The sequence below is a fragment of the Nonomuraea sp. NPDC003754 genome (assembly GCF_053605785.1).
This window is the reverse complement of the sequence record NZ_JBSGJX010000010.1, coordinates 173,967-198,623: the sequence shown is the minus strand read 5'-3', so window position 1 is coordinate 198,623 and position 24,657 is coordinate 173,967. Positions and strand designations below refer to the sequence as shown.

Annotated in this window: 21 protein-coding genes and 2 pseudogenes; 15 read left to right on the top strand and 8 right to left on the bottom strand. The window is 71.6% G+C overall.

Features of this window, described 5'->3' with window-relative positions; all coding sequences use genetic code 11:
* Window positions 1–347: 347 nt before the first annotated feature.
* Together ACWEVS_RS15690 and whiA are read left to right on the top strand one after the other, a co-directional pair.
* A complete protein-coding gene (locus tag ACWEVS_RS15690; RefSeq protein ID WP_449925729.1) occupies window positions 348–1,340 on the top strand; it encodes a gluconeogenesis factor YvcK family protein in 993 nt (330 codons plus the stop codon).
* Between the two features lie 72 nt (window positions 1,341–1,412).
* Window positions 1,413–2,393, top strand: a complete 981-nt coding sequence (whiA, locus tag ACWEVS_RS15685; protein ID WP_354907137.1) for a DNA-binding protein WhiA — start codon at window positions 1,413–1,415, stop codon at window positions 2,391–2,393.
* A 474-nt stretch (window positions 2,394–2,867) separates the two neighbouring features.
* Here the strand turns inward: whiA and ACWEVS_RS15680 are convergent, their stop codons facing one another.
* Window positions 2,868–3,368, bottom strand: coding sequence for a hypothetical protein (locus ACWEVS_RS15680; RefSeq protein ID WP_452551999.1), 501 nt, complete (start codon window positions 3,366–3,368; stop codon window positions 2,868–2,870).
* 186 nt (window positions 3,369–3,554) lie between these two features.
* Here ACWEVS_RS15680 and gap point away from each other — a divergent pair, with 186 nt between their 5' ends.
* The 5 genes from gap to ACWEVS_RS15655 all read left to right on the top strand — a co-directional run bounded on the left by gap (window position 3,555) and on the right by ACWEVS_RS15655 (window position 7,311).
* On the top strand, window positions 3,555–4,559 hold the full coding sequence (gene gap, locus ACWEVS_RS15675; protein ID WP_452417831.1) for a type I glyceraldehyde-3-phosphate dehydrogenase: 1,005 nt from the start codon (window positions 3,555–3,557) through the stop codon (window positions 4,557–4,559).
* On the top strand, window positions 4,559–5,737 hold the full coding sequence (locus ACWEVS_RS15670; protein ID WP_452417832.1) for a phosphoglycerate kinase: 1,179 nt from the start codon (window positions 4,559–4,561) through the stop codon (window positions 5,735–5,737). Before gap ends, ACWEVS_RS15670 begins: the two co-directional genes overlap by 1 nt.
* 48 nt (window positions 5,738–5,785) lie before the next feature.
* Window positions 5,786–6,568, top strand: coding sequence for a triose-phosphate isomerase (gene tpiA / locus ACWEVS_RS15665; RefSeq protein WP_354907133.1), 783 nt, complete (start codon window positions 5,786–5,788; stop codon window positions 6,566–6,568).
* Window positions 6,569–6,666: 98 nt separating this feature from the next.
* Window positions 6,667–6,897, top strand: coding sequence for a preprotein translocase subunit SecG (secG, locus tag ACWEVS_RS15660; RefSeq protein ID WP_354907132.1), 231 nt, complete (start codon window positions 6,667–6,669; stop codon window positions 6,895–6,897).
* A gap of 69 nt (window positions 6,898–6,966) precedes the next feature.
* Window positions 6,967–7,311 (top strand): RNA polymerase-binding protein RbpA, encoded by a 345-nt coding sequence (locus ACWEVS_RS15655; protein WP_354907131.1) that lies wholly within the window; start codon window positions 6,967–6,969, stop codon window positions 7,309–7,311.
* Window positions 7,312–7,479: 168 nt separating this feature from the next.
* Here the strand turns inward: ACWEVS_RS15655 and ACWEVS_RS15650 are convergent, their stop codons facing one another.
* Both ACWEVS_RS15650 and ACWEVS_RS15645 read right to left on the bottom strand, forming a co-directional pair.
* Window positions 7,480–9,087, bottom strand: a complete 1,608-nt coding sequence (locus ACWEVS_RS15650; protein WP_452551997.1) for an amidohydrolase — start codon at window positions 9,085–9,087, stop codon at window positions 7,480–7,482.
* Window positions 9,088–9,096: 9 nt separating this feature from the next.
* A complete protein-coding gene (locus ACWEVS_RS15645) occupies window positions 9,097–10,491 on the bottom strand; it encodes an NAD(P)/FAD-dependent oxidoreductase (protein ID WP_449925717.1) in 1,395 nt (464 codons plus the stop codon).
* A 106-nt stretch (window positions 10,492–10,597) separates the two neighbouring features.
* Here ACWEVS_RS15645 and ACWEVS_RS15640 point away from each other — a divergent pair, with 106 nt between their 5' ends.
* Complete coding sequence (locus tag ACWEVS_RS15640) at window positions 10,598–11,614, top strand: N-acetyltransferase family protein (protein ID WP_452551995.1); 1,017 nt, start codon at window positions 10,598–10,600, stop codon at window positions 11,612–11,614.
* A gap of 167 nt (window positions 11,615–11,781) precedes the next feature.
* On the opposite strand, the pseudogene ACWEVS_RS15635 reads toward ACWEVS_RS15640, so the two are convergent.
* Window positions 11,782–11,976: pseudogene (locus tag ACWEVS_RS15635) on the bottom strand (Clp protease N-terminal domain-containing protein); the annotation flags it as partial.
* Between the two features lie 83 nt (window positions 11,977–12,059).
* Window positions 12,060–12,207, bottom strand: a pseudogene (locus ACWEVS_RS15630) (Clp protease N-terminal domain-containing protein); the annotation flags it as partial.
* 70 nt (window positions 12,208–12,277) lie between these two features.
* Here ACWEVS_RS15630 and ACWEVS_RS15625 point away from each other — a divergent pair.
* From ACWEVS_RS15625 to add, 7 genes are all read left to right on the top strand, one after another.
* Window positions 12,278–12,994: a hypothetical protein gene (locus ACWEVS_RS15625; RefSeq protein ID WP_354907127.1), complete on the top strand. Its 717-nt coding sequence runs from the start codon at window positions 12,278–12,280 to the stop codon at window positions 12,992–12,994.
* 107 nt (window positions 12,995–13,101) lie between these two features.
* Window positions 13,102–13,572, top strand: coding sequence for a GNAT family N-acetyltransferase (locus tag ACWEVS_RS15620; protein ID WP_452551993.1), 471 nt, complete (start codon window positions 13,102–13,104; stop codon window positions 13,570–13,572).
* Between the two features lie 435 nt (window positions 13,573–14,007).
* A complete protein-coding gene (gene lanL / locus ACWEVS_RS15615; protein ID WP_452551991.1) occupies window positions 14,008–16,791 on the top strand; it encodes a class IV lanthionine synthetase LanL in 2,784 nt (927 codons plus the stop codon).
* 273 nt (window positions 16,792–17,064) lie between these two features.
* Complete coding sequence (locus ACWEVS_RS15610; RefSeq protein ID WP_452551989.1) at window positions 17,065–18,843, top strand: ABC transporter ATP-binding protein; 1,779 nt, start codon at window positions 17,065–17,067, stop codon at window positions 18,841–18,843.
* A 104-nt stretch (window positions 18,844–18,947) separates the two neighbouring features.
* Window positions 18,948–19,784 carry an oxidoreductase gene (locus tag ACWEVS_RS15605; protein WP_452551987.1) on the top strand — a complete coding sequence of 279 codons (837 nt, stop codon included), beginning with the start codon at window positions 18,948–18,950 and terminating at the stop codon, window positions 19,782–19,784.
* An 18-nt stretch (window positions 19,785–19,802) separates the two neighbouring features.
* Complete coding sequence (locus ACWEVS_RS15600; protein WP_452417944.1) at window positions 19,803–20,366, top strand: TetR/AcrR family transcriptional regulator; 564 nt, start codon at window positions 19,803–19,805, stop codon at window positions 20,364–20,366.
* Between the two features lie 73 nt (window positions 20,367–20,439).
* Window positions 20,440–21,450: an adenosine deaminase gene (gene add / locus ACWEVS_RS15595; protein WP_449925705.1), complete on the top strand. Its 1,011-nt coding sequence runs from the start codon at window positions 20,440–20,442 to the stop codon at window positions 21,448–21,450.
* 59 nt (window positions 21,451–21,509) lie between these two features.
* Here add and ACWEVS_RS15590 read toward each other — a convergent pair whose 3' ends face one another.
* From ACWEVS_RS15590 to ACWEVS_RS15580, 3 genes are all read right to left on the bottom strand, one after another.
* Window positions 21,510–22,709, bottom strand: a complete 1,200-nt coding sequence (locus tag ACWEVS_RS15590) for a S8 family peptidase (protein ID WP_449925703.1) — start codon at window positions 22,707–22,709, stop codon at window positions 21,510–21,512.
* A 124-nt stretch (window positions 22,710–22,833) separates the two neighbouring features.
* Window positions 22,834–23,610 carry a 6-phosphogluconolactonase gene (pgl, locus tag ACWEVS_RS15585; protein ID WP_354907119.1) on the bottom strand — a complete coding sequence of 259 codons (777 nt, stop codon included), beginning with the start codon at window positions 23,608–23,610 and terminating at the stop codon, window positions 22,834–22,836.
* Between the two features lie 135 nt (window positions 23,611–23,745).
* A complete protein-coding gene (locus ACWEVS_RS15580; RefSeq protein ID WP_449925700.1) occupies window positions 23,746–24,657 on the bottom strand; it encodes a glucose-6-phosphate dehydrogenase assembly protein OpcA in 912 nt (303 codons plus the stop codon).

The following is a 24,657-nucleotide window of genomic DNA, read 5'->3' as shown; positions in this document are numbered from 1 at the left end:
ACCTGGCGTCGCCGCCCCTGCGGGATCGCGGTGCTGGGACGGGGGCGTCCGTGCGTGATTCCGGTGGGCAGGCGTGGTCGTCCTGCTGGGGCTCCGGTGGCCGGGTGCGGTGGCCTGCCCGGGATTCCGCCGGCCGGGTGCGGTCGTCCGGGTGGGGGCCCGGTGGCTGGACAAGGCGGTGCGTAGGGGATCCCGGCGGCCGGGTGTGGTCGTCCCGGCAGGATCCCGGTGGCCGGGCCCGATGGTCCTTACGGGAGCACGGTGGTCGGGTGTGGTTGTCCCTGCGAGGTCCGGGTAGTGAGGTGCGGTTGGCGGCGCAAGGTACTGATGGCGAGGTTCGGGCGGATATGCGCGGTCCGGATGGTGACCTTCGAGAGGACCCGTGGGCTCCCGCCGCCGGGCGGGCGGGCCGCGGGCCGAAGGTGGTGGCACTCGGCGGCGGGCACGGCCTCTACGCCTCGCTCTCGGCGCTGCGGAGCGTGACCGACGAGCTGACCGCCGTCGTGACCGTCGCCGACGACGGCGGCTCCAGCGGCAGGCTCAGGCGTGAGCTCGGCGTGCTGCCGCCCGGAGACCTGCGCATGGCGCTGGCCGCGCTGTGCGGCGACGACGAGTGGGGCAGCACCTGGAGCGAGGTCGTCCAGCACCGGTTCAGGAGCGAGGGCGAGCTGCACGGGCACGCCGTCGGCAACCTGCTGATCGTGGCGCTGTGGGAACTGCTCGGCGACCCCGTGGCGGGCCTCGACTGGGTGGGGCGGCTGCTCGGCGCGCACGGCAGGGTGCTGCCGATGGCCTCGGTACCGCTCGACATCGTCGCCGAGGTCGAGCTCGACGGTGTGATCTCGACCGTCCGCGGCCAGGTGGCGTGCGCGCTCACGCCCGGCAGGGTCCAGGCCATCTCGCTGGTCCCCGAGGATCCTCCCGCGCGTCCCGAGGCCGTCCAGGCGATCCGCGAGGCCGACTGGGTGGTCTTCGGCCCGGGATCGTGGTTCACCAGCGTGCTGCCGCACCTGAAGGTCCCCGAGCTGGCCGAGGCGCTCCACGTGACCAGGGCCAAGCGGCTGGTGACGCTCAACCTGGCGCCGCAGCCCGGTGAGACCGACGACTTCTCCCCCCAGCAGCACCTGGAGGTGCTCAGGCAGCACGCGCCCGACCTCACGGTGGACGTGGTCCTGGCCGACACGGGCGTGGTCGACGACCGCGACGCGTTGGAGAAGGCCGCGGCCGCGCTCGGCGGCAGGCTCGTGACGGCCGTCGTGGCGGCCGAGGACGGCTCGCCGAGGCATGACCCACGACGTCTTGCCTCCGTCCTGGACGAGATTTTCCTCCAGAAGCGTTGATCCTGGTCGGCGCCGTGCGAAGGTGCGAGAGACTTCTTGGGAGCCGGTCTGTATGGGGGAGGACTAACGCTTATGGCAATGACAGGTGTGGTGAAGGACGAGCTGAGCCGACTGCCGGTGCTCAAGCCCTGCTGCCGCAAGGCCGAGGTGTCCACGCTGCTGCGCTTCGCGAGCGGGCTGCACCTCGTGGGCGGGCGCATCGTGATCGAGGCCGAGCTCGACACCAACGCCACCGCACGCCGGCTGATCAAGGACATCGGCGAGGTCTTCGGCCACAAGGCCGAGGTGCTGGTGCTCGCCCCCGCCGGGCTGCGCAAGGGCTCGCGCTACGTCGTGCGCGTCTACCGCGACGGCGAGGCGCTGGCCAGGCAGACCGGCCTGATCGACAACCACGGCCGCCCGGTACGGGGTCTGCCGCGCCAGGTGGTGGCCGGTGCCTCCTGCGACGCGGAGGCGGCCTGGCGCGGGGCCTTCCTCGCCCACGGCTCGCTGACCGAGCCCGGCCGTTCGATGTCGCTGGAGGTCACCTGCCCGGGGCCCGAGGCGGCGCTCGCGCTGGTGGGCTCGGCGCGACGGCTCAAGATCCACGCCAAGGCGCGCGAGGTGCGCGGTGTCGACAGGGTGGTGGTGCGGGACGGCGACGCGATCAGCGCGCTGCTGACCAGGCTGGGCGCCCACGACAGCGTGCTGGCGTGGGAGGAGCGGCGGATGCGCCGCGAGGTGCGGGCCACCGCCAACCGGCTCGCCAACTTCGACGACGCCAACCTGCGGCGTTCGGCGCGCGCGGCCGTGGCCGCCGGCGCGCGGGTGCAGCGGGCGCTGGAGATCCTCGGTGACGACGCCCCCGAGCACCTGGTCGTCGCGGGACGGCTCCGCGTCGAGCACAAGCAGGCCTCGCTCGAGGAACTGGGCCAGATCGCCGACCCGCCGCTGACCAAGGACGCCATCGCGGGCCGCATCAGGCGGTTGCTGGCGATGGCCGACAAGCGCGCCTCCGACCTGGGGATCCCCAACACCGAGGCCAACCTCACGGTGGAGATGATGGCTCCGTGACCCGGGGGCGCCGCGGGTCGGCGTCCGCGGTTTGCCGGTCTCCACGGCGCGGTGAGACTGCTCGCTGGGCGTGACCTGCCGGTCCGGAGGCGACGTGTGAGGTGCCAGGTCGCGTCGAGGGTGTCGCGGGGGCTCTCAGGTCACGGGTCGAGAGCCGCCGATGGCCGTGTGGGACGTGCGGCACTGTGGCCGCGGCGCAGGATGCCCAGCTTGAAAGCGCCTCCTGTCCGCGCTGGAGGGCCGTGCGTCGGGGTCAGGCATGCCGGGCCTGGGAGCGGGCTGGGGCCACGCACATAGGCCCGCGGGCTTCGGAGTGGAGCCGCTCACGTGCAGGTCAGCGGGTTCGGAGTGGGGCGGCGGTGGCCGGTGGTGTCGGGGCTTCGGGTGGAGCTTCGCGATCCGGGGTGACTTCGGCGGTTCTGGGGTGAAGCGGGCGGAGCCTCCCCGGACCGGGGCGAACCCGGGCGGGGGAGCTCAGCGGTTCCGCGGCGTGAACAGGTCGACCGGCTCCTCGGCGGGTACGGCGGGCGCTTGCGACGCGGCGGCCTCCCGGGCCGCCCTGACCGCTCTGACCCGCTTGTTCACGAACGCGAAGGCCGCCACCGCGCTGATCACCCAGAACAGCGCGATCACCGGGTCCTTCTGGATCACCTGGTCGAACCGCGTGACGACCGTGCGGGCGGCGGCCAGGTAGCCGGTGCCGGGGGCGGCCTTCACGGTGAGCACGGTCACGCCGATCGTGGTGCCGAGGGCGGCTCCGGCGGCGCCGTACAGGGCGGCCAGGACGGGCAGGACCGCGCTGGACGGTTGGACGGCCGTCATGCCGAGCCCGACGAGCACGCCTACCAGCACCGCGACGACGCCGAGGTTGTATTCGGTGATGCCGATGACCGTCCCGTGGAGACCGGCGCCGACGAGCATGGCCACCAGGCCCATGAGGGTGCCGGGTACCAGGCCTGACTTCTGCTGGCTCATGGTGATGAGGTCCTAGGAAATGAGGGGATTTGACGGTAACGAGTCGGGCACTTTACTCGACCGGGGCAAATGACGTGTGGTGATCGAGGAAAAACCGGACGGGACCTCACGTGGTCTAAACCAATTTGGGTCCGATAGTGTTTGCAGAGGTTTCAGCCCGCCATTCATGTACGAGGAGACGGTTCCGTGAGCATCCGCGTAGGCGTCAACGGCTTCGGTCGCATCGGCCGCAATTTCTGGCGAGCGGTCGCCGCCAGCGGCAAGGACATCGAGATCGTCGCGGTCAACGACCTGACCGACAACGCGACGCTCGCCCACCTGCTGAAGTACGACAGCATCCTGGGCCGCCTGCCGTACGAGGTGAAGGCCAGCAGTGACGAGATCACCGTTGACGGCAAGGCCATCAAGGTCTTCGAGGAGCGCGACCCCGCCAAGCTGCCCTGGGGCGACCTTGGCGTCGACGTCGTGGTGGAGTCGACCGGCCTGTTCACCGACGCCGCCAAGGCCAAGGTGCACGCCGACAACGGCGCCAAGAAGGTGATCATCTCCGCGCCCGCCAAGGGCGAGGACATCACCATCGTGATGGGTGTCAACCACGACAAGTACGACCCCGCCGCGCACACGATCATCTCCAACGCCTCCTGCACCACCAACTGCCTGGCCCCGATGGCCAAGGTCATCCACGACGCCTTCACCATCGAGAAGGGGCTGATGACCACCATCCACGCCTACACGCAGGACCAGAACCTGCAGGACGGCCCGCACAAGGACCTGCGCCGCGCCCGCGCCGCCGCGCTCAACGTGGTCCCGACCTCGACCGGCGCCGCCAAGGCCATCGGCCTGGTGCTGCCCGAGCTGAAGGGCAAGCTCGACGGTTTCGCGATGCGCGTGCCGATCCCCACGGGCTCGGCCACCGACCTGACCGTCGACCTGGCTCGCGAGGTCACCGTCGAGGAGGTCAACGCCGCCGTCAAGGCCGCCGCCGAGGGCCCGCTCAAGGGCATCCTGACCTACACCGAGGACGAGATCGTCTCCAGCGACATCGTCACCGACCCGGCCTCCTGCATCTTCGACGCCGGCCTGACCAAGGTCATCGGCAACCAGGTGAAGGTCGTCGGCTGGTACGACAACGAGTGGGGCTACTCCAACCGCCTCGCCGACCTGATCCAGCTGGTGGGCGCTGACCTCTGATGCGCACGCTCGACGATCTCGACGTGAAGGGCCGGCGCGTCCTGGTGCGCGCCGACCTCAACGTCCCCCTCGACGGGGAGACGATCACCGACGACGGCCGCATCCGCGCGTCGGTGCCGACGATCAGCACCCTGGTGGAGCGCGGCGCGAAGGTCGTCGTCTGCGCCCACCTGGGCCGTCCGAAGGGTGAGCCGAACCCGAAGTACTCCCTCGGGCCGGTCGCCAAGCGCCTGGGCGAGCTGCTGGGCCAGGAGGTCGCCTTCTCGCCCGAGGTGATCGGCACCGAGACGGTCGAGCGTCTCCAGGACGGCCAGGTGGCCCTGCTGGAGAACCTCCGCTTCGACCCGGGCGAGGAGTCCAAGGACGACGCGGTCAGGCGCGCCTTCGCCGAGCGGCTGGCCGCCCTGGCCGAGCTGTACGTCGGCGACGGCTTCGGCGCCGTGCACCGCAAGCACGCCAGCGTCTACGACGTGCCGCAGCTGCTGCCGCACGCGGCGGGCAGGCTCATCGTGGCCGAGGTCGAGGTGCTCAGGAGGCTCACCGAGGACGTGGCGCGGCCCTACGTGGTCGTGCTGGGCGGCGCGAAGGTCTCCGACAAGCTCGGCGTCATCGCCAATCTGCTCACCAAGGTCGACAGGCTGCTCATCGGCGGCGGTATGGCCTACACCTTCCTCAAGGCCCAGGGTCACGAGGTCGGGGCGTCGCTGCTGCAGGAGGACCAGCTCGACCAGGTGCGCGGCTTCCTCGACGAGGCGGCCAAGCGCGGCGTCGAGCTGCTGCTGCCCGTCGACGTGCTGGCCGCCACCCACTTCGCCGAGGACGCCGGCCACGAGGTGGTCGACGCCGACAAGATCCCCGCCGACCGGCAGGGGCTCGACATCGGCCCGCGCAGCCGCGAGCTGTTCGCGAGCAGGCTGGCCGACGCGCGCACCGTCTTCTGGAACGGCCCCATGGGCGTGTTCGAGTTCGACGCGTTCGCCGGCGGAACTCGTGCGGTGGCCGAGGCGTTGGTCGCTTCCGAGGCCTTCACCGTGGTGGGCGGCGGCGACTCGGCGGCAGCCGTACGCCGGCTCGGCTTGCCGGAGGACGGCTTCTCCCACATTTCCACCGGTGGTGGGGCTAGCCTCGAGTATCTCGAAGGCAAGACCCTGCCCGGTCTGGCCGTCCTGGAGGACTGACGTGCAGCGAAACCGACGCGCCGAGAGCGGATGCGTGGTGAGCGGGCGTTGACCACACGCAAGCCGCTCATCGCCGGCAACTGGAAGATGAACCTCAACCACCTCGAGGCCATCGCGCTGGTCCAGAAGCTCGCCTTCGCGCTGAACGACAAGGACTTCGACAAGGTCGAGGTGGCGGTGCTGCCGCCGTTCACCGACCTGCGCAGCGTGCAGACGCTGGTCGACGGCGACAAGCTGCGCATCGTGTACGGCGCGCAGGACCTCTCCCAGCATGAGGCCGGCGCCTACACCGGCGACGTGTCCGGCGCGATGCTGGCCAAGCTCGGCTGCACGTACGTGACGGTCGGCCACTCCGAGCGCCGCCAGTACCACGACGAGGGCGACGGCGTCGTCAACGCCAAGGTCCTGGCCGCCTACCGGCACTCCCTGACGCCGATCCTGTGCGTCGGCGAGGACCTCGGGGTACGGCACGCGCAGGGCCAGGTGGCCCACTGCGTGTCACAACTTGAAGCCGCTCTGCGCAGAGTCACCGAAGAGCAGGCAAAATCGATAGTGGTGGCCTACGAGCCGGTCTGGGCGATCGGTACCGGCGAGGTGGCCACCCCGCAGGACGCACAGGAGGTGTGCAGCGCGCTCCGAGCACGACTCGCCGCGCTCTACACGCCCGAAGTGGCCGCCGGCATCCGTATCCTTTACGGAGGCTCGGTCAAGTCTGACAACATCGCCGGGATCATGGCTCAGCCCGACATCGACGGCGCCCTCGTGGGCGGCGCCAGCATCGATGCAGGGGAGTACGTCAAGATCTGCCGTTTCGGCGAAATGTCTGGCTAACTGGAGCGTTCGGAGGGTGCGACTTGACAGCAGGTCGTACCCTCTAGAAGCAAGTTTGAATCGTCGCGCGAACTGAGCATTGAAAGAACGGGTCTACGGTGATTATCGGAATCTCCATCGCCCTCATCCTGGCGAGCTGCCTGATGATCCTGCTGGTGCTGCTCCACAAGGGTAAGGGCGGAGGTCTGTCCGACATGTTCGGCGGCGGCTTCTCGTCGAGCTTCGGCGGTTCCTCGGTGGTGGAGCGCAACCTCGACCGGCTGACAATCATCACCGGCATCGTCTGGTTCGTCTGCATCATCGCCCTTGGCCTGCTGCTCAAACCCTGACAGCACGTCAACGCGTGACAGTGATTCTCCCCCCGCCGCACGCGGGGCGATCGAGCGAGGAGTTCATCCGTGGGTAGTGGCAACGCGATCCGTGGCAGCCGAGTCGGCGCCGGCCCTATGGGGGAGGCCGAGCGCGGCGAGGCAGCTCCGAGAGTGCGGGTCTCGTTCTGGTGCGCCAACATGCATGAGACGCGCCCCAGCTTCGCCAGTGACGCGGCGGTCCCCGAGACGTGGGACTGCCCCCGTTGCGGGCTCCCTGCCGGCCAGGATGAGGCGGCGCCGCCGGCTCCCCCGAAGAACGAGCCGTACAAGACGCACCTGGCGTACGTGAAGGAGCGCAGGAGCGACAAGGACGGCAAGGCGATCCTCGAGGAGGCCCTCGAGCGCCTGCGCGCCAACAGGTCCCCCTGGTAGAACTTCGGTGAACGCGAAGACCCCGGCCCGCACGGGCCGGGGTCTTCGCGTTGCGCGGGGCTGAGCGCTCCGCTGCGGGCCTCGCGCGGCAGAGGGCGACTCCCCCCCTCGGCGGGAAGCGCGGAAGCGGCGCGTCCGGGGCTCGCGCCCCGGACGGGCCCGAACGGGTCAGCGCTGGTAGACCGGTTCTCCGTCGACGAAGGTCAGCCGCACCCGCGTGGTCCAGATCTCCGCGGCGGGCAGGGTGAACGGGTCGCGGTCGAGAACGACCAGGTCGGCGGGACGGCCCGGCTCGATGGAGCCCGCCGGCGACCGGTTGACCCACGCCGAGCCGGCCGTGTAGGCGGTCATGACGGTGGCCAGGTCGATCCGCTCGCCCGGCAGGAACGGCGTCTGCGCGGTCGGGTAGTCCGCGTGGACGGATCCGCCCGGCTCGGTACGGTTGACCGCCACGTGCATGCCCTGGATCGGGTCGGCGTTCGACACCGGCCAGTCGCTGCCCGCGCACAGCCGGGTGCCGTGCGACAGCAGCGCCGCGAACGGGTACTGCCAGGCCGAGCGTTCCTCGCCGAGGAAGGGCAGCGTCAGCTCGTCCATCTGCGCGTGGTGGGTGGCCCACAGCGGCTGCAGGTTCGCGGTCACGCCGAGCGCGGCGAAGCGCGGCACGTCGGAGGGCTCGATGATCTGCAGGTGCGCGATGTGGTGCCGGTTGGCCGGCGCGGTCCCCTCGAGGCTGTCCAGGGCCTCTCGTACGGCCCGCTCGCCGATGGCGTGGAAGTGCACCTGGAAGCCGTGCCGGTCGAGCTCGGCGACGTGACCGCGCAGCTTGACGGGGTCGATGTAGGACAGGCCGGTCCCGCCGCACCTGCAGTAGGGCTCGATCACCGCGGCGGTGAAGTTCTCGGTGATGCCGTCCTGCATGATCTTCACCGCGCCGGCGCGGAACCTGTCCAGGCCCTCGGCCATGGCCCGGCGCTCGATCAGCGACTCGATCTGCTCGGCGCCCTGGGTGCGGTCCCACCACAGCGCGCCGACCACGCGGGCCTTCAGCCGCCCAGCCTTGGCCGCCGACAGGTAGGTGGGCAGCTGGTCGTCGGAGCCGGCGTAGGAGCCGACGATCGCGTCCTGCCAGCCGGTGATGCCCAGGGAGAACAGGTGCCGCTGGGCGGTCAGCAGCGCCGCGTCGAGGTCGTCGGCGGTCGGGCGCGGCGTGAGCAGGCCCACCAGGTCCATCGCGCCCTCGTGCAGCACGCCGCTCGGGGTGCCGTCGGCGTCACGCTCGATCCGGCCGTCGGCAGGGTCGGGGGTGTCGCGGGTGATGCCGGCCAGCTCCAGCGCGCGCGTGTTGACCCAGGCCGCGTGGTGGTCGCGCTGGATCAGGTAGGCGGGCCGGTCGAGGAAGTCGAGCTGGGAGCGGTGCGGCAGGCCGCCGGGGAAGGCGGACATGTCCCAGCCGCCGCCGTCGATCCACTCCTTGTCGCAGCCCGCCGCGTACTCGGCGATCCTGGCCAGGTAGGCGTCCAGCCCGTAGATCTCCGACAGGTCGCACTTGGCGTGCTCGAGCCCCGCCTGGACCGGATGGATGTGCGCGTCCGTGACGCCGGGCATGAGCAGGCCGCCGTCGAGGTCGACCGTCTCGTGCGCGGGCGCCTGCCGTACCAGGTCGGCCTCGGCGCCGACGGCGACGATCACGCCGTCGCGCACGAGCACGGCGTCGTCGGTGGGGGCGGATCCGGTGGCGGTGAAGACGCGTCCGCCGCGGAAGAGGGTGTGCAACGGGACTCCTTAGTGACCGGTGATGAGATCGGCGAAGCGCGCCAGAGCGGACGTGCGGGACGTGGAGCGCTCGCGGGCGTCGGCCGCGCGGTACAGGCGGTACATGGAGTGGACGCCGAGCCAGCGCAGCGGCTCGGGCTCCCACGCGCGCACCTCACGGCCCACCCACGGCAGGGCCGTGAGCTCGCCGGGCTCGTCCAGGATCAGGTCCCTGAGGGTACGGCCGGCCAGGTTGGTCGTGGTGACGCCGTGCCCGGTGTAGCCGCCGGCCCAGCCGAGGCCCGTGGCGTGGTCCACGTGGACGGTCGAGCACCAGTCGCGCGGCACGCCCAGGACGCCCGACCAGGCGTGGGCGATCCTGGCGGAGGCGGCGGCGGGGAAGAAGTCGACCAGCAGCGCCCACAGCGCCTCGACGGTCCACTCGTGGGTGTGCCCCCTGGCGTCGACGCGCGAGCCGTACAGGTAGGGCCTGCCCCGGCCGCCGAAGGCGATGCGGCCGTCGGCGGTGCGCTGGGCGTACATGTAGTAGTGGGCCAGGTCGCCGAGCAGTTCGGCGCCCTCCCAGCCGACCTGGTCCCAGAAGGCGTCGGGAAGCGGCTCGGTGACGATCATGGAGCTGTTCATGGGCAGCCACTGCCGCCGCAGCCCCTTGATGGTGGCGGTGAAGCCCTCGGTGGCCCTGATCACGTAGTCGGCGCGGACCGTGCCGTACGGCGTGACGGCCCGGTGCGGCGCGATCTCCTCGACCGGTGTGCGTTCGAAGATCTCGACCCCCGCCTCCCTCACCGCCCTCGCCAGCCCCCGCACCAGCTTGCCCGGATGGATCCTGGCACAGTGCGGGCTCCACGAGGCCTGGACCGCGCCCGCCACGCGCAACCTGGCCTCGCGCTCCTCGGCGCTCAGCAGGGTCGCCTCGACGCCCCATGCGGCGCCCGCGGCGACCGAGGCGCGCAGCCTGGCCGCCTGCGCGCTGCCCCTGGCCACGTTGAGCACGCCGCCCTTGACGATGTCGGCGTCGATGCCCTCCTTGTCGCAGACGGCGATCACCTCGTCGATGGAGGAGTACATCTCGCGCTGCAGCCGCCTGGTGGCCTCCGCGCCGTGCGTCTTGGCGTAGCGCTCGTGGCTGCCGGCCAGGTCGCCGGTCAGCCAGCCGCCGTTGCGCCCGGAGGCGCCGAATCCGGCGAACTCCTTCTCCAGCACCACGACGTCGAGCGAGGGTCTGGCCCGCTTGAGGTAGTACGCCGTCCAGAGCCCGGTGTAGCCGGCGCCCACGATCGCCACGTCCGCTTTGCGGTCGCCGTCGAGGGCGGGTCCGATGGGCGGCTCACCGAGGGAACGATGCCAGTAGGAGACGTCTCCGTTGACGAAGCCGTCGCTGAACGAAGGAACACGCGTGCTCATGGGGCACATCCTGCTATATCCGCATATCTCCATGCATCTCGCCACGGAATTCGCGATGAAACACTTTCAGCCGTTGGTTGTAACAAACGGGACGCATCCTGGCGGCATGGGATTTCTGCGCATCCGTACCACCGTTGACGAGCGGCCCGGAAGGCTGGCCTCGCTGGCCGCCGCGCTCGCCGAGCGGGGTGGCAACATCCTCGGGCTGAGCGTCCAGCCCGACACCGACGGCACGGTCGACGAGTTCGTCGCGGACATTCCCGCCAGTCCCGACGTGGTCAAGGCGGCGCTGGAGTCGGCGGGCGGACGCCGCGTCCAGGTCGTCGCCGCCAACGCGCACGAGCTGACCGACGAGCCCACCAGGGCGCTGCTGCTGGCCTCGCGACTGCGCGTGGCGCCGTGGCGGCTGCCCGACCTGCTGGTCGAGCTCCTGCGCGCGGACGACGCCCGCTGGGTCTATGGTGACGCCGTGCGCGATCTTCCCGACCCGACCCTCCTGGTCGTCCCCGTGGCCGCCAAGCGGGCCATCAAGGTGCGCAGGAGCCGGCTGCCGTTCACGCTCACCGAGGCCGCCCGCGCCGCCTCCTTCGTACGGCTGGCCCAGCCGCCCGCCGACCCGGCAGGCGGCGAGCGCGAGATCAGGCTGTCCGACGGCACCGAGGTCGTGGTCAGGCCGCTGACCGCCATCTACCGCGAGGCCGTCAAGGACCTCCACGACAGGTGCTCGCCCGAGAGCCGCAGGTTCCGCTACTTCACCTCCATGCCCGCGCTGCCTCCCCGGGTGTTCGACCGGCTGTGCGACCGCGGCAGGGGGCACTCCCTGGTGGCGGGTCACGACGGCCAGGTCGTGGCGCTGGCCAACCTGATGTTCACCCCGGATCCGGGCATCGCCGAGATGGCCGTGCTGGTCGAGGACCGCTGGCAGGGGCGCGGTCTGGGCGCGGCACTGGCCAGGATGCTGGTGGAGGGGGCGCGGGACCTCGGTTACGCCGAGGTCCGGGCCACCCTGCTGTCGGACAACACGCGCATGCGGCGGCTGATGGTCTCGCTGGGCGCCACGCTCGGCTACACCGAGGACCCCGGCGTCGTCGAGGCCCGGCTCGCCGTGGGCGCCCTGGTCTAGGCGTCCTGCGCCTCCTGGCCGCCGGGGGTGTCTCTGGTATCGCCGGCGGCCTTCGGGTCGGCAGCGGCGCCCAGGGCGTCCAGGCGGCGTTCGATCCGCTCGAGGCTCTCCTGGATCTGGCGGAGCCGGAGGTCGAGCTGCAGCCGTTCCCTCGGCGATCCCGGGCGGAGCCGCCGCACCACCCGGTGCCTGAGCCTGTTCAGGTCGAGCCCCCGGCCGACGAGCACCTGGGCGGCCACGCCCTCACCCTCGTGGATCAGCCCGAGCAGGATGTGCTCGGTGCCGATGTGGTGGTGCCCGAGCTGCAGCGCCTCGCGCAGCGACAGCTCGAGCACCTTCTTGGCGCGCGGGGTGAAGGGGATGTGGCCGGCCGGCGGCGCGGGGCCCGGCTCGACGACCTCCTCGATCGCCGCCCGCAGCTCGTGAAGGTCGGCGCCGCAGTCGCGCAGCACCATCGCCGCGAGGCCGTCGTCCTCGCGGAGCAGGCCCAGGAGCAGATGCTCGGTGCCGATGTAGTCGTGGTTGAGCGTCCTCGCCTCTTCCTGGGCCAGGACGACCACGCGGCGGGCATGGTCGGTGAAGCGCTCGAACACGGGGCCTCCGTTCGAGTGGGCTGCTTCCACTATGCGCTACAACTCCCGCCCTGCGGGGTAGGTGTCAAGTGTGGATCTTGACGAGATCGCCGACCGGCTCTACGCGCTGCCCGTGGCCGAGTTCATGGCCGCGCGTGAGGCGGAGGCCCGCGCGGCCAAACAGGCGGGACAGCCGCAGCTCGCCCGCCAGGTGGCCGCGCTGCGCAAGCCCACGGTCGCCGCGTGGGCGGTCAACCAGCTCGCCCGCGCCCATCCTGACGAGCTGGCCGAACTGCTGGAGCTGGGCGAGGACCTGCGCGCCGCGTGGGCGGCGCAGGACAGGGCGGCGTTGAGCGAGCTCACCGACCGGCGCGCCAGGCTCTCCCAGCGGCTGCTGCGGCTGGTCCCCTCGGCGGGGCCCGAGGTGGAGCAGACGCTCGACGCCGCGACGGTGAACGCCGAGGCTGCCGAGCAGGTACGGCGCGGCCGTCTGGCCAAGCCGCTCAGCTACAGCGGCTTCGCCCCCGCGCCCGCGCCCAAGGCGCCTCCCGCGCGCAAACCCTCGCAGGAGGAGCAGCGGGCGGCGGAGGAGCGCAAGGCCAGGCAGCTGGCCGAGGCGACCGCGGTCTACGAGGAGTGGCGCGAGACGCTGGCGCAGGCCGTACGGGAGAGGGACGAGCGGGCCGCCAAGGTGGCGACGCTGGAGAAGAAGCTGGCCAAGGCCCGCCGGAAGCTCGCCGAGGCCGACCAGCGGGCCGAGGTGGCCCGGCGGGAGGAGGCGCACGCGCGGGCGCGACTGCGGGATTGAGGAACAGCGGCCGGCGACGCTGAGCGGAACCGTCGCGCGCATGGCTCCCAGATGGTCGCGCGAATATTCGCATGACGGCCCGCATGAAGATCGGCTAGGGATGTCTCATGCCGATTCATGTGCGCCTCGACGACCTGTGCCCGGAGACCTGGGAGGAGGTGGCCGACCTGACGGTGGCCGACGACCAGCGTGACCTCATCGCGTCGAACCTGTACTCGATCGCGGAGAGTCGCTTCTTGCCGGGCTTCATGACCCGGGCGGTGGTGCACGACGAGCGCCCCGTGGGCTTCGCGATGTACGGTCCCGATCCCGACGACGGTCAGATGTGGCTGTACCGGTTGATGATCGACCAGGCTCACCAGGGCAAGGGTCTGGGCCGGGCCGCTCTCGAGCAGGTCGTCACACATGTGCGGGACGAGCTCGGCGCCCCTGTGCTGCGGCTGGGCGTACGCGCCGACAACGTCGCGGCCAAGGCCCTCTACCTCTCCGCCGGATTCGTCCCCACCGGGCAGACCTTCGGCGAGGAGGACATCCTGGAACTCCGCCTGTCGGCCGGCGCGGCCGTCATTCGGCGTTGACGTTCGGGCGCTGGTCTCACCTTCCATGCCGGGCATCGGGATTAACGGGGATTTGTGTCGGCGTCGCGTTGTTCCAGGCTGTCTTCCGTGTCGACACAATCCCCTTGCGCGACAGATTTCGATAATTCCACGGCGTCGCCTGACCCTCGTGCCTTCCGCTTGGCTCGCCATGACATCCCTGCGAGACGCGCCTGTGCACGTCAGGCGCGTGTCCGTCGAGGGTGAGCCCGGAGGTGAGGTGGTTCCGATGTCCTGGCCATTCAACGGGTGGGACAAAAACACGGTGAAACATGGCCGATAAAGAGGATGGTGGCCATTTCTGGGTGGGAAACCGGCGTTAACCTCGCATTCAATTGATTTCCCATTCATTTGCAAGAGCCCTCCACCACTGTCGGTTCCGCAGGGAAGAGCGGCGACGGCTGGAAGGGGGATCACGTGGGTGGGCGTTCGGGAGACCCGGCTGTCCTGCGCGACATCGTGAGCGCCGAACTCGGGCGAGCGGGCGCGCAGGACTGGTCGATCGCCGAGGACGACCTCTGGTGCAAGGTCACGCCGGACGCGTACGCGATGCCCGACCAGGGATGGAAGCTGCACGTCTCCGCGACGATGCTCTCCGCGCCGGTGGTGCTCTCCCGCGTCTCGCGGGTGCTCGCCGAGGCCGGTTGCGCCTTCAAGTTCCCCTCCCGGCTGGGCGACTACTGGAAGTTCCTCGAACCGCACTGCGGCCGCGCGCAGGCCGGGAAGTTCGTCACCGTCTATCCGCTGGACGACGCCGAGTCGGTGCGCCTGGCGGCCCTGCTCGACGAGGCCACCCGTGGGCTTCCCGGGCCGTTGATCCTTTCCGACCGTCCGTACCGGCAAGGCGGGATCGTGCACTACCGCTACGGCGCCTTCAGCGGGCATCGCGTGCTCGGCAACGACGGGTTCTACGAGATCCGGCTGCGTTCGCCGGAGGGCCGGCTCGTTCCCGACGAGCGGCGGCCGCGCTTCTCCCCGCCGCCGTTCGCGACCTGCCCGTTCGAGGTTCCGGCGGCGAGCCGGCGTCCCGGGGCGGCCGCGGTCATGCTGAACGACCGGTTCGTCGTCCGCGAAGCCGTACGGCACGCGAACCGTGGCGGCGTCTACCTCGCCGAGGACACCAAGACCGGTCACGACGTGGTCGTCAAGGAGGGGCGTCCGCACGCGTGCGCCGATCTGAGCGGCAGGGACGCGCGGGATCGGATCGCGATGGAACGTTCCTGCCTGGAGGCTCTCGCGCCGGCCGGGATCGCGCCGGCCGTGGTGGACTTCTTCGAGCAGGGCGGCCACGCCTTCCTCGTCGAGGAGTTCGTCCAGGGTGTCACGCTGCAGCGCTGGTCGGACGGGAACGCCGGGCCGCTGGGCGAGGACGGGTTCGGCAACGGGGCGGCGGAGGTCCTGCCCCTCGTCAGCCGCCTGATCGCGGTGCTGAAGGCGCTGCACGGCCGAGGCTACGTGTTCGGCGACCTTTCGCCGAACAACGTGATGGTCTCGCCCGGCGGCGACCTACGGCTCATCGACCTGGAGCACACGGCCGTGCCGGGCACCACCGTCATGGTGGGCGGGACCCCGGGCTACCTGGCCCCGGAGCTGGCGGGCCACACAGGGGAGTTCCTGACCGCGCCGGAGGCGGTCGCCGACCTCTACAGCCTCGGCGCGATGGTGTACTTCCTGGCGGTCGGCGCCCACCTGGACCCGGCGGGCCCCGGCCGGGTCCCCGCGGTGGCCGGCGTGGCCGGGGTGGCCGCGGCCAACCCCACGCTCGCGCTGCTGCGGCGGCTCGTGGAAGGCCTGCTGGCGGAGGAACCGGAGCGGCGCTGGTCGCTGGGCAGGTGCGAGCGGTTCCTCGCCGCGCTCACACCGGAGCCCGCCGCCTCCCACCTCGAGGTCAGGTCACCGGAGCGCACCGTCGACCGGGAGGTCGCGCCGCCGGAGCGCGCCGCCGCCGACCGGGAGGTCAGGTCACCGGAGCGTGCTGACGCCAGCCGCGGGAACCGGCCACCGGAGCGGATCGACCGGCTGATCGATGACGGGATCGCCCACCTGGTGGAGACGGCGGACACGGGCGAAGGCGCCCCGTCGCCGTGGTCCAACGTCGCCGACGGCATGGAGGTCGATCCGTGCTCGGTGAACGGTGGCGCGCCGGGGATCCTCGGCGTCCTGACGCGGGCCGCGCCGCAGGCGAAGGCGGTCGCCGAACTCGCCCGCTCGCTGCGGGAGCGGCTGGTGGCGGAGGATGTCTGGCGGCCCGGCCTTCACTTCGGGCGCTCCGGCGCGGTGTGGGCGCTGTACGATGCGGCGACGGTCTTGGGCGACGCCGACCTGGAACGGTTCGCGGTGCGGGCGGCGCGGCTGCTGCCCACGGACCATCCCAGCTCCGACGTGACGCACGGGCTGGCCGGATGCGGCATGGCGGTCCTGCACATCGCGCTGGGCTCGGGTGACCTCGCGCTGCGAGACCGCGCCGCCGGGATCTTCCAGAACCTGCACGAGGCGCGCTCGTACCGCGACGGCCACCCGCAGTGGCCGACGCCGGAGACGTTCGACTCCGGCCTGGCAGGGGCCAACCACTTCGGTTTCGCGCACGGCATCGCCGGGATCGGGACCGCGTTGCTCCACGCCGGCCAGGCCCTCGACCGGCCGGACTGGACGGCGACCGTCCACGAGATCGCCCGCGCCCTCCACGAACACGCCGAGGTGGACGGGGACACCGCCTGGTGGCCGACCCTGCGCGGCGACCTGGGGACGGTGCGCCCACGCCGGCCGCACTGGTGCAGCGGCTCCTCCGGGATCGGCTCCTTCCTCGTGAGGTACTGGCGTGTCACCGGCGACCCGACCGCGCTGGACCTGGCGCGCAAGGCTGCGGCGGCCGTGCACCGTACCCGATGGCAGTCGGGACCGGTGCCGTGTCACGGGCTGCCGGGCGACGGTGAGTTCCTGCTCGACATGGCCGAGTTCACCGGCGACGACCGCTACCGGCGGTGGGCGCGGGACCTGGCCGGCTGCCTGGAGACCCGCGCGACCGAACACCGCGGTCGCCTGCTGGTCCCCGGCCCTCATGGAGACTTCCCCCCGACTTTCCTCGCCGGCACGGCGGGGATCGTCGCCTTCCTTCTCCGGCTAGGCGACCGGTCCGCCCGGTTGTGGATGCCGGAAGAGGAGACCCCCAGGCTCGCCGTACCCACATGGGGACGGCGATGACAGGCGGCCGCGGCACAGGCGGCCCCGGCATTCACAAGGAGGTGAACGACCATGTCCTTCGACGTTCAGGACCTGCAGGCGCTCCAGGAGCTTGAGCCCGGTGCCAACGAGGCGCTCCGGCTGACCCACTGCATCAAGCACTTCGGCTGCACCGACAACTGATAGCGAAACCCGCCCGCCCGTTCCCGGGCGGGCGGGGCTCTTTTCGATCCCAGGACAGGCGTTCGACCACCAGGACGGACGTCCGATCGCCAGACAAGGACAGGCCCGGCCGTGCACGATCGCCCCCTCTCCGCTTCGGAGGAGCCTCCCGCGCCCGGGACCTGGCGCAGGGTCGCGCGGCTGTTCATGCCGCACCGGCTCGCCATCTGCTTCGTCGTCCTGCTCGTCGCGGCCTACTCCGCGCTGAACGCCGCCGTCCCGCTGCTGACCCAGCTGGTCTTCGATCGGGCGCTGTTCGGCGCCGGCGGCCCCGACCTGCCGCTGCTCGCCCTGATCGCCGGTCTGGCGGCGGTCACCGCCTGCGCGGTGGGCGTGGTGGACCTCGGGCAGACGTGGGTGTCGGCGCGCGTCGCGCAGCGGGTGGTGCATGCGCTGCGCGTGGAGTTGTTCGGCCGCCTCCAGCGCATGCCGCTGGCCTTCTTCGCCGCGACGCGCGGCGGTGAGATCCAGTCGCGGCTGGCCAACGACACCGCGCAGATCGAGCACGCCGTCAAGGACACCCTGCCCAGCACGCTTTCCGGCGTCATCGGATTCGTGGTGGCGGCCGGTGCGATGGTGATGCTGTCACCCCTGCTCGCGGGCGCCGCCCTGATCCTCGCGCCGATCGTCGTCTGGGTGGCCTCCCGGTCGGGGCGAGCGCTCAAGAACCTGTCGGAGGTCAGCCAGCGCTCTCGCGCGGAACTGTCGTCCATCGTGGCGGAGCGTCTGTGCCTGGGCGGCGTCATCCTGGCCCGGGTCCACGGCAGGGGCGCGGAGGAGGCCACCAGGTTCGGCGCCGAGAGCGAGCGGCTGGCCCGGCTGGGGGTACGCTCCGGGCTGGTGGCCCAGGGGGTGCTGAGCGCGGGACACGTCTTCTTCGTGCTGACCCCCTACCTGGTGTTCGTGGCGGCGGGCCTGACCGACGGGATCACCCCTGGCACGCTGGTCGCCTTCACCGTGCTGCAGGCGAGGCTCTACCAGCCTCTGTGGCAGCTCCTGCACGTCTCCACCGAGTTCCGCTCCGCCCAGGGAGCCTTCGAGAGGGTCTTCGACTACCTCGACCTGGAGCCGGAGTCCGAGCCCGAGCCTGGTCCGCGGCCGGGTCCCGCCCCCGGGCCCGGCGCGCTCACCGTCCGCGGGGCCACGTTCAGGTACGCGGGCGCGGGGCGGCAGGACCGTCCGGCGTTGTCCGGCGTGAGCCTCGCCATCCCGGCCGGGTCCACCACGCTGGTCGTCGGCCCGAGCGGCTCGGGCAAGACGACGCTCGGCCACCTGCTCGCCGGGCTGCACGCGCCCACCGAGGGATCGGTACGGATCGACGGGGCGGAGGTCGGGCAGCCGTCTCCTGGGCGGGTCTGCATCGCCACGCAGGAGCCTTTCCTCTTCCAGGGGTCGGTCGCCGACAACCTCAGGTACGCCGCCTCCGACGCGTCGCTGGACGATCTCGTGCGCGCCTGCCGGATCACCCGGATCCACGAGCGGATCATGGCGCTCCCTGACGGCTACGACTCGCTCGTGGGAGAGCGGGGGGCGCTGCTGTCCGGTGGCGAGCGGCAGCGCGTCGCCCTGGCCCGCGCGCTCCTGGCCGACGCGTCCGTGCTCGTGCTCGACGAGGCGACCTCCGCGCTCGACCCGCTGACCGAGCTGGAGGTCGTCGAGGCGATCCTGGCCGAACGGGCGGGACGGACCACGGTGATGATCACTCACCGGTTCGGCGTGTTCGAGTCCTTCGACACCGTCGTGGCCCTGGACGGGGGCCGCGTGGCGGAGCACGGGGCTCGCCTCGACCTGCTCGGCGACCGGCACGGGTGGTACGCGCGGATGGTCCGCGCCCAGACCGGCGCCGCCTAGCTCCTGCCGTCGCTCTCGGCGAGGAGGGCGGTACCGCTGTTCCGCGACCCAGGACCGGGGCGCTAGATTGGTGTACGAAACCGTTTCGTACACCTGGAGGCTCCATGCCCGAGCTCGCAGCGATCGTCACGGGCGCCAACAGCGGGATCGGCCTGCCCACGGCGCGTGAACTGGCCAGGCGCGGCGCGCGGGTGACCGTCGCCGCCCGCGACCCGGAACGCGGCGGCGCCGCCGTGGCGGGCATCCTGCGCGACGTGCCGGGCGCCGACGTGGTCTTCCGCCGGCTGGATCTGGCCGACCTGTCCTCGGTACGGGAGTTCGCCGCGGGCGTCGACCGCGTCGACCTGCTGATCAACAACGCGGGCGTCGGCATGATCCCGCGCACGCTCACCAAGGACGGCTTCGAGCTGCAGTTCGGCACCAACCACCTGGGCCACTTCGCGCTCACCGGCCTGCTGCTGCCGCGCCTGCTGGCCGCTCCCGCCCCGCGCGTGGTCACCGTCGCCAGCGACGCCCACAAGGTCGGCAGGCTCGACTTCGACGATCTCGCCCTCGAACGCGGCTACGGCAAGACGAGCTCCTACGGCCGCTCCAAGCTGGCCAACCTGCTGTTCACCTTCGAACTGCAGCGCAGGGCCCGACGGGCCGGCTCGGCCCTGCTCGCGGTGGCCACCCATCCGGGCGCCACGGCCACGAACTTCTTCTCCGTGGGCCCCTTCCAGCCGCTGCTGAAGCTGTTCCTGCGCAGTGCCGAGGACGGCGCGGCGCCCTCCCTGTACGCCGCCACCTCGCCGCTCATCAGGGGAGGGGAGTACCTCGGGCCCAGGTCCCAGCCGCTGACCCCCAGCAAGGACGCGAGGGACGAGGCGCTGGCCGCGCGGTTGTGGGACGTCTCGGCCGAGCTCACCGGCGTACGATTCGGTGAGTTCGCCGACACGTAAGGACACCGCGTGGCACCAATGGATCCCGGCAGGGAGAAGGCCATCCTCGACGCCACCTTCGACCTGCTGTCGGAGATGGGCTACGACCGGATGTCCGTCGACCAGATCGCCCGGCGGGCCAAGGCCAGCAAGGCGACGATCTACCGGCGCTGGGCGGGCAAGCCCGAGCTCGTCGTCGAGGTCATCTGCCGTCGCTTCGACATGGAGGTGCCTGCCGTCCCCGACACCGGGTCGCTGCGCGGCGATCTCGTCGAGGTGGTCAGGGGGCTGGCGGCGGCGGCCGAACGCAAGCACGGGCTCATCATGGGCCTGTCCTCGACCCTCGTCTCCCACCAGGAGCTGGCCAGGACCCTGCGCGAACGCATGCCCGTGCGCGACCTGGCGGGCGCCACGCTGCTCGTGGAACGGGCGGTGGCGCGGGGCGAGCTGCCGTCCGCCGTCGATGCCGGACGGCTGTTCGAGGTCGTGGAGGCGCTCGTCTGGCACCGCCTGATCTTCATCGGGCCGCCGCTGGACGACGCCTTCGCCGCGCAGGCCGTCGATGGCGTCCTCCTGCCGCTCACCCATGCCTGGGCGGGCTGAATCTCACCAGTTGTTGTCAGATTCGCGGCCAAAGCCTTTCTGGCGGCCATGACGCCCGCCTAGGGTCGTCGCCATGACGATCGACGAGTTCATCGACCGGCTGCCCAAGGTCGAACTGCACGTGCACCTGGTCGGCTCCGCCTCGGTGCCGACCGTGCTCGAACTGTCCCGCCGCCATCCCGGCAGCGGCGTGCCCAGCAGCGAGGAGGAGCTGCGGGCCTTCTACACCTTCCGCGACTTCCCGCACTTCGCCCAGGTCTACCAGGCGGTCAACGAGCTGGTGCGCGAGCCCGAGGACGTCGCCTCCCTGGTGGTCGGGCTGGCCCGCGACCTCGCCCCGCAGAACTGCCGCTACGTCGAACTGCAGGTGACCCCCTACGCGCACTGGATGCGCGGCCTGCCGATGCGCGCCGTCACCGAGGCGCTCGACGTGGCCGCCCGCCGCTCGCTCGACGAGCACGGCGTCGAGATGGCCTACATCTTCGACATCCCCGGCGAGTTCGGCGAGGAGGCTGCCCGCGTCACCGTGGACCACGCGCTGAAAGAACCTCCCGCCGCGTTGGTAGGTTTCGGCATCGGTGGCATCGAACAGGATCGGCTCGCCTACCGCGACGCCTACCGTGACGCCTTCAGCGCCGCCCGCGCGGCCGGGCTGCACAGCGTCCCGCACGGCGGGGAGATGACGGGTCCCGAGACGGTGTGGGAGGTCATCGAGGGCTACGGCGCCGAGCGGATCGGGCACGGCATCAACTCCCTCCAGGACCCCCGCCTGGTGGCCTACCTGCGGGAGACGCAGCTGCCGCTGGACGTCTGCCCGACCTCCAACGTCTGCACGGGGCAGGTCGGGCGGATCGAGGACCACCCGCTGCCCCGCATGCTGGAGGAGGGGCTGTTCGTCACGCTCAACAGCGACGACCCGCCGATGTTCGCCACGACGCTGGCCGCCGAGTACCGCGTCGCCGCGCACGTGTTCGGGATGGGGCAGGCCGAGCTGGCGCAGCTGGCGCGCAACGCCGTCCAGGCCTCGTACCTGGCCGAGGACCGCAAGCGGGGGCTGCTGGCCGAGATCGACGCCCTGGCCTGAGCCCGGGGCGCCCCGCGGACCGGGGGAGAGCGTCCGCGGGGCAGGAGATGCAGGGCAGGCTACAGACCCGGGATGTACAGCAGGCGGTTGGGCGAGCCGCTGCCGGGGCTCTTGACGACGCCGGTCGTGGCGTTGTTCACGATCGCGTCGCGCACCTGCTGCGGCGTCGCACCGGAGTGGCCCTGCAGGTAGAGGGCCGCGGCGCCGGTCACGTGCGGGGTGGACATCGACGTGCCGCTGATGGTGTTCGTCGAGGTGTCGGAGTCCTTCCAGGTCGAGGTGATGTTGTAGCCGGGGGCGAACAGGTCGACACAGGGGCCGCGGTTGCCCCACGACGGCTTGGCGTCGGAGTTGTTGGTGATCGAGACGGTGATCGCCTCGGGGACGCGGGCCGGCGACTGGGTGCAGGCGTCCAGCGCGAACAGCCCGAGGAAGCCGTTGCCCGCCGCGATCGCGTAGGAGACGCCCGAGGCGATGGAGTTCTTGACGGCGGTGTCGAGCGCGGCGTCGGCGCTGCCGCCGAGGCTCATGTTGGCGACGGCCGGCTTGACCGCATTCGCGGTCACCCAGTCGATGCCCGCCACGACCTGGTCGGTGGTGCCCGACCCTTCGCAGTTGAGCACCCTGACACCCACCAGCGTCACGCCCTTGGCCACGCCGTGGGCCGTGCCGCCGGTGGTCCCGGCGACGTGCGTGCCGTGGCCGTGGCAGTCGTTGCCGTTCTGGCCGTCGCCGATCGCGTCGAACCCGATGGAGGCGCGCCCGCCGAAGTCGCTGTGGGAGGGCCTGATGCCGGTGTCGACGATGTAGGCGTGCACGCCCGCACCGGTGGGCCCGTAGGTGTAGGAGCTGTTCAGCGGCAGGTTGCGCTGGTCGATGCGGTCAAGGCCCCACGAGGGCGGGTTCGGCTGGGTGTCGGAGGCGCGGTGCACCACCACCTGCTGCACGTACTCGACCGACGGGTCGCCGGCCAGCCGCCTGGCCTGCCGTTCGCTGGCGTGGACGGCGAAGCCGCGCAGCGCGTGCCGGTACTCCCTGAACGTCGTGCCGCCGTGCCTGGCGGTCAGGTCGGTGGCGGCCCGCGACACCTCGGGCCGGTTCTTCAGCACCACGATGTAGGTGCCGGGGACGAGATCCTGCGGCTCGGCGGTGGGGATGATCAGCTTGCCGGACGGCTCGGGGTCGGCGAGGGCGGGAGTGGAGCTCGCGACTACGGCGACGGCCGCGGCGATGACCGCGGCCCAGCGGCGTAAGGCCATGGGGGGTTGTCCCTTCGTAGGTCGATGACCAAGAAGGTAAAAAACACACCCCGGGCTGACAAGGCCTAAGATTTGGTGTCAAATCCGCTTATGGACCGGTGGATCCCCGGGATGACCGCCCGCGTCAGGGTGAAGCGATCCTGCCCAGCTCCGGCGGGATCTTCGCCGCGGCCGCCCTGTCGAGCAGGAAGAGCGTGCGCTGCCGCCCTCTGGCACCCGCCGCGGGCACCTGCACCGGGCCCGAGTCCTCGGCCAGCGCCAGCCGTACGGCACCCGCCTTCTCCTCGCCGGCCGCCACCACCCACACCTCGCGCGCGGACCGGATCGACGGGAAGGTGAGCGAGATCCGCACCGGCGGCGGCTTCGGCGAGCCGTGCACGGCCACCACCGAGCGGGTGTCGTACACGGCCGGGTTGCCGGGGAACAGCGAGGCGACGTGGGAGTCGGGCCCCATGCCGAGCAGCATCACGTCGAACGACGGGACGGGACCGTGATCCTCGGGGCGGGCCGCCTGGCGCAGCTCCTCGGCGTAGGCCGCGGCCGACTCCTCCGGCGACATGCCGGAGTCGGGCCCCCGCATGACATGGACCCGCTCGGGGTCGACGTCGACCTGGTCGAGCAGCGCCTTGCGGGCACCGGTCTCGTTGCGCTCGTCGTCACCGGTGGGCAGGAAACGCTCGTCACCCCACCAGATGTCCAGCCTGCGCCAGTCGACCGCGTCACGCGCGGGCGTCTCGGCGATCGCGGCCAGGGTGGCGATGCCGACCGTGCCGCCGGTCAGGACCAGCGACGCGGAACCCCGCGCCGACTGCACGTCGACCAGGCGGGTGATGATCCGCGCGGCGACGGCCTTGGCCAGCACGTCGGCGTTGCGGTGCACGACTACGTTGGGAACGCTCACGATCACACCCTATCGAGGCGCGGGCCTCCGGCCGCCGACCGGCTCCCGGCGGGCCCGGCCGGGGGAGATCCCCGAAGGGACGCCGACGCCGAGGGCCCCGGGGTGCCTAGAACCCGGGGCCCTCGGACGGCGGCCTCAGCCCTTGTGCGTGCGGGCCAGCCGCTTCAGCGCCGCCTCGTAGATCTCGTCGGGGTCGAGCCTGCGCAGCTCCTCGGCCAGCAGCTCGGCCGTGCTCCGCCGGGCCAGCGCCACGTGCCGGTCCGGCTGCCCCGGGCGCGAGAGCGTGGCCAGGCGGGCGTCGCTGCGGGTGACGGCGACCTCCCCGCCGTCGAGCGACAGCCGTACCGAGGTCAGGCCGGGACCCGCCGAGTCGGCCGTCTTCACCGGCGCGCCGAGCCGGTCGGCCAGCCACGCCGCCAGCAGCGGCGCGCTGGTGTTGCCGGCGGCCCCGTCGACGAAGCCCTTCTTCACCCTGCCCACCGGCTGGTCGAAGGCGGCGGCCAGCAGGCTGCGCCACGGCGTCAGCCGCGCCCACGCCAGGTCGGTGTCGCCCGGCGCGTAGCCCTTGGCCCGGCCGGCCAGCGCCCTGATGCCCTCGCGGGCCGCCTTGGCGTCGGTGATCCGGCGCTGGGCCAGCGTCCCGATCGAGTCCTCGGCGGGCACGTCGGGCGCCTCACCCGGCCACCAGGCCACCACCGGGGTGTCGGGCAGCAGCAGCGGGCTGACCACCGAGTCGGCGTGCTCGGTCAGCTCGCCGTACAGGCGCAGCACCACGACCTCTCCGGGCGCCGACTCACCGACGCGCAGCTCCGCGTCGAGCCTGTTGGACTCGTCGCGCTCCCGGTTGATCACCACCAGGATCCGCGAGGGGTGCTCGCGGGCGGCCTCGGTGGCGGCCCGTACGCTGTCGTACTGGTCGCGCTCGTCGCAGATCACCACCAGCGTCAGCACCATGCCGATCGCCGGCACGCCCATCTGGTGACGCAGCCGGGTGAGCTGTCCTGAGATCTTCCCGGCCGTGGTGTCCGTCAGCATGAACGACGTCAT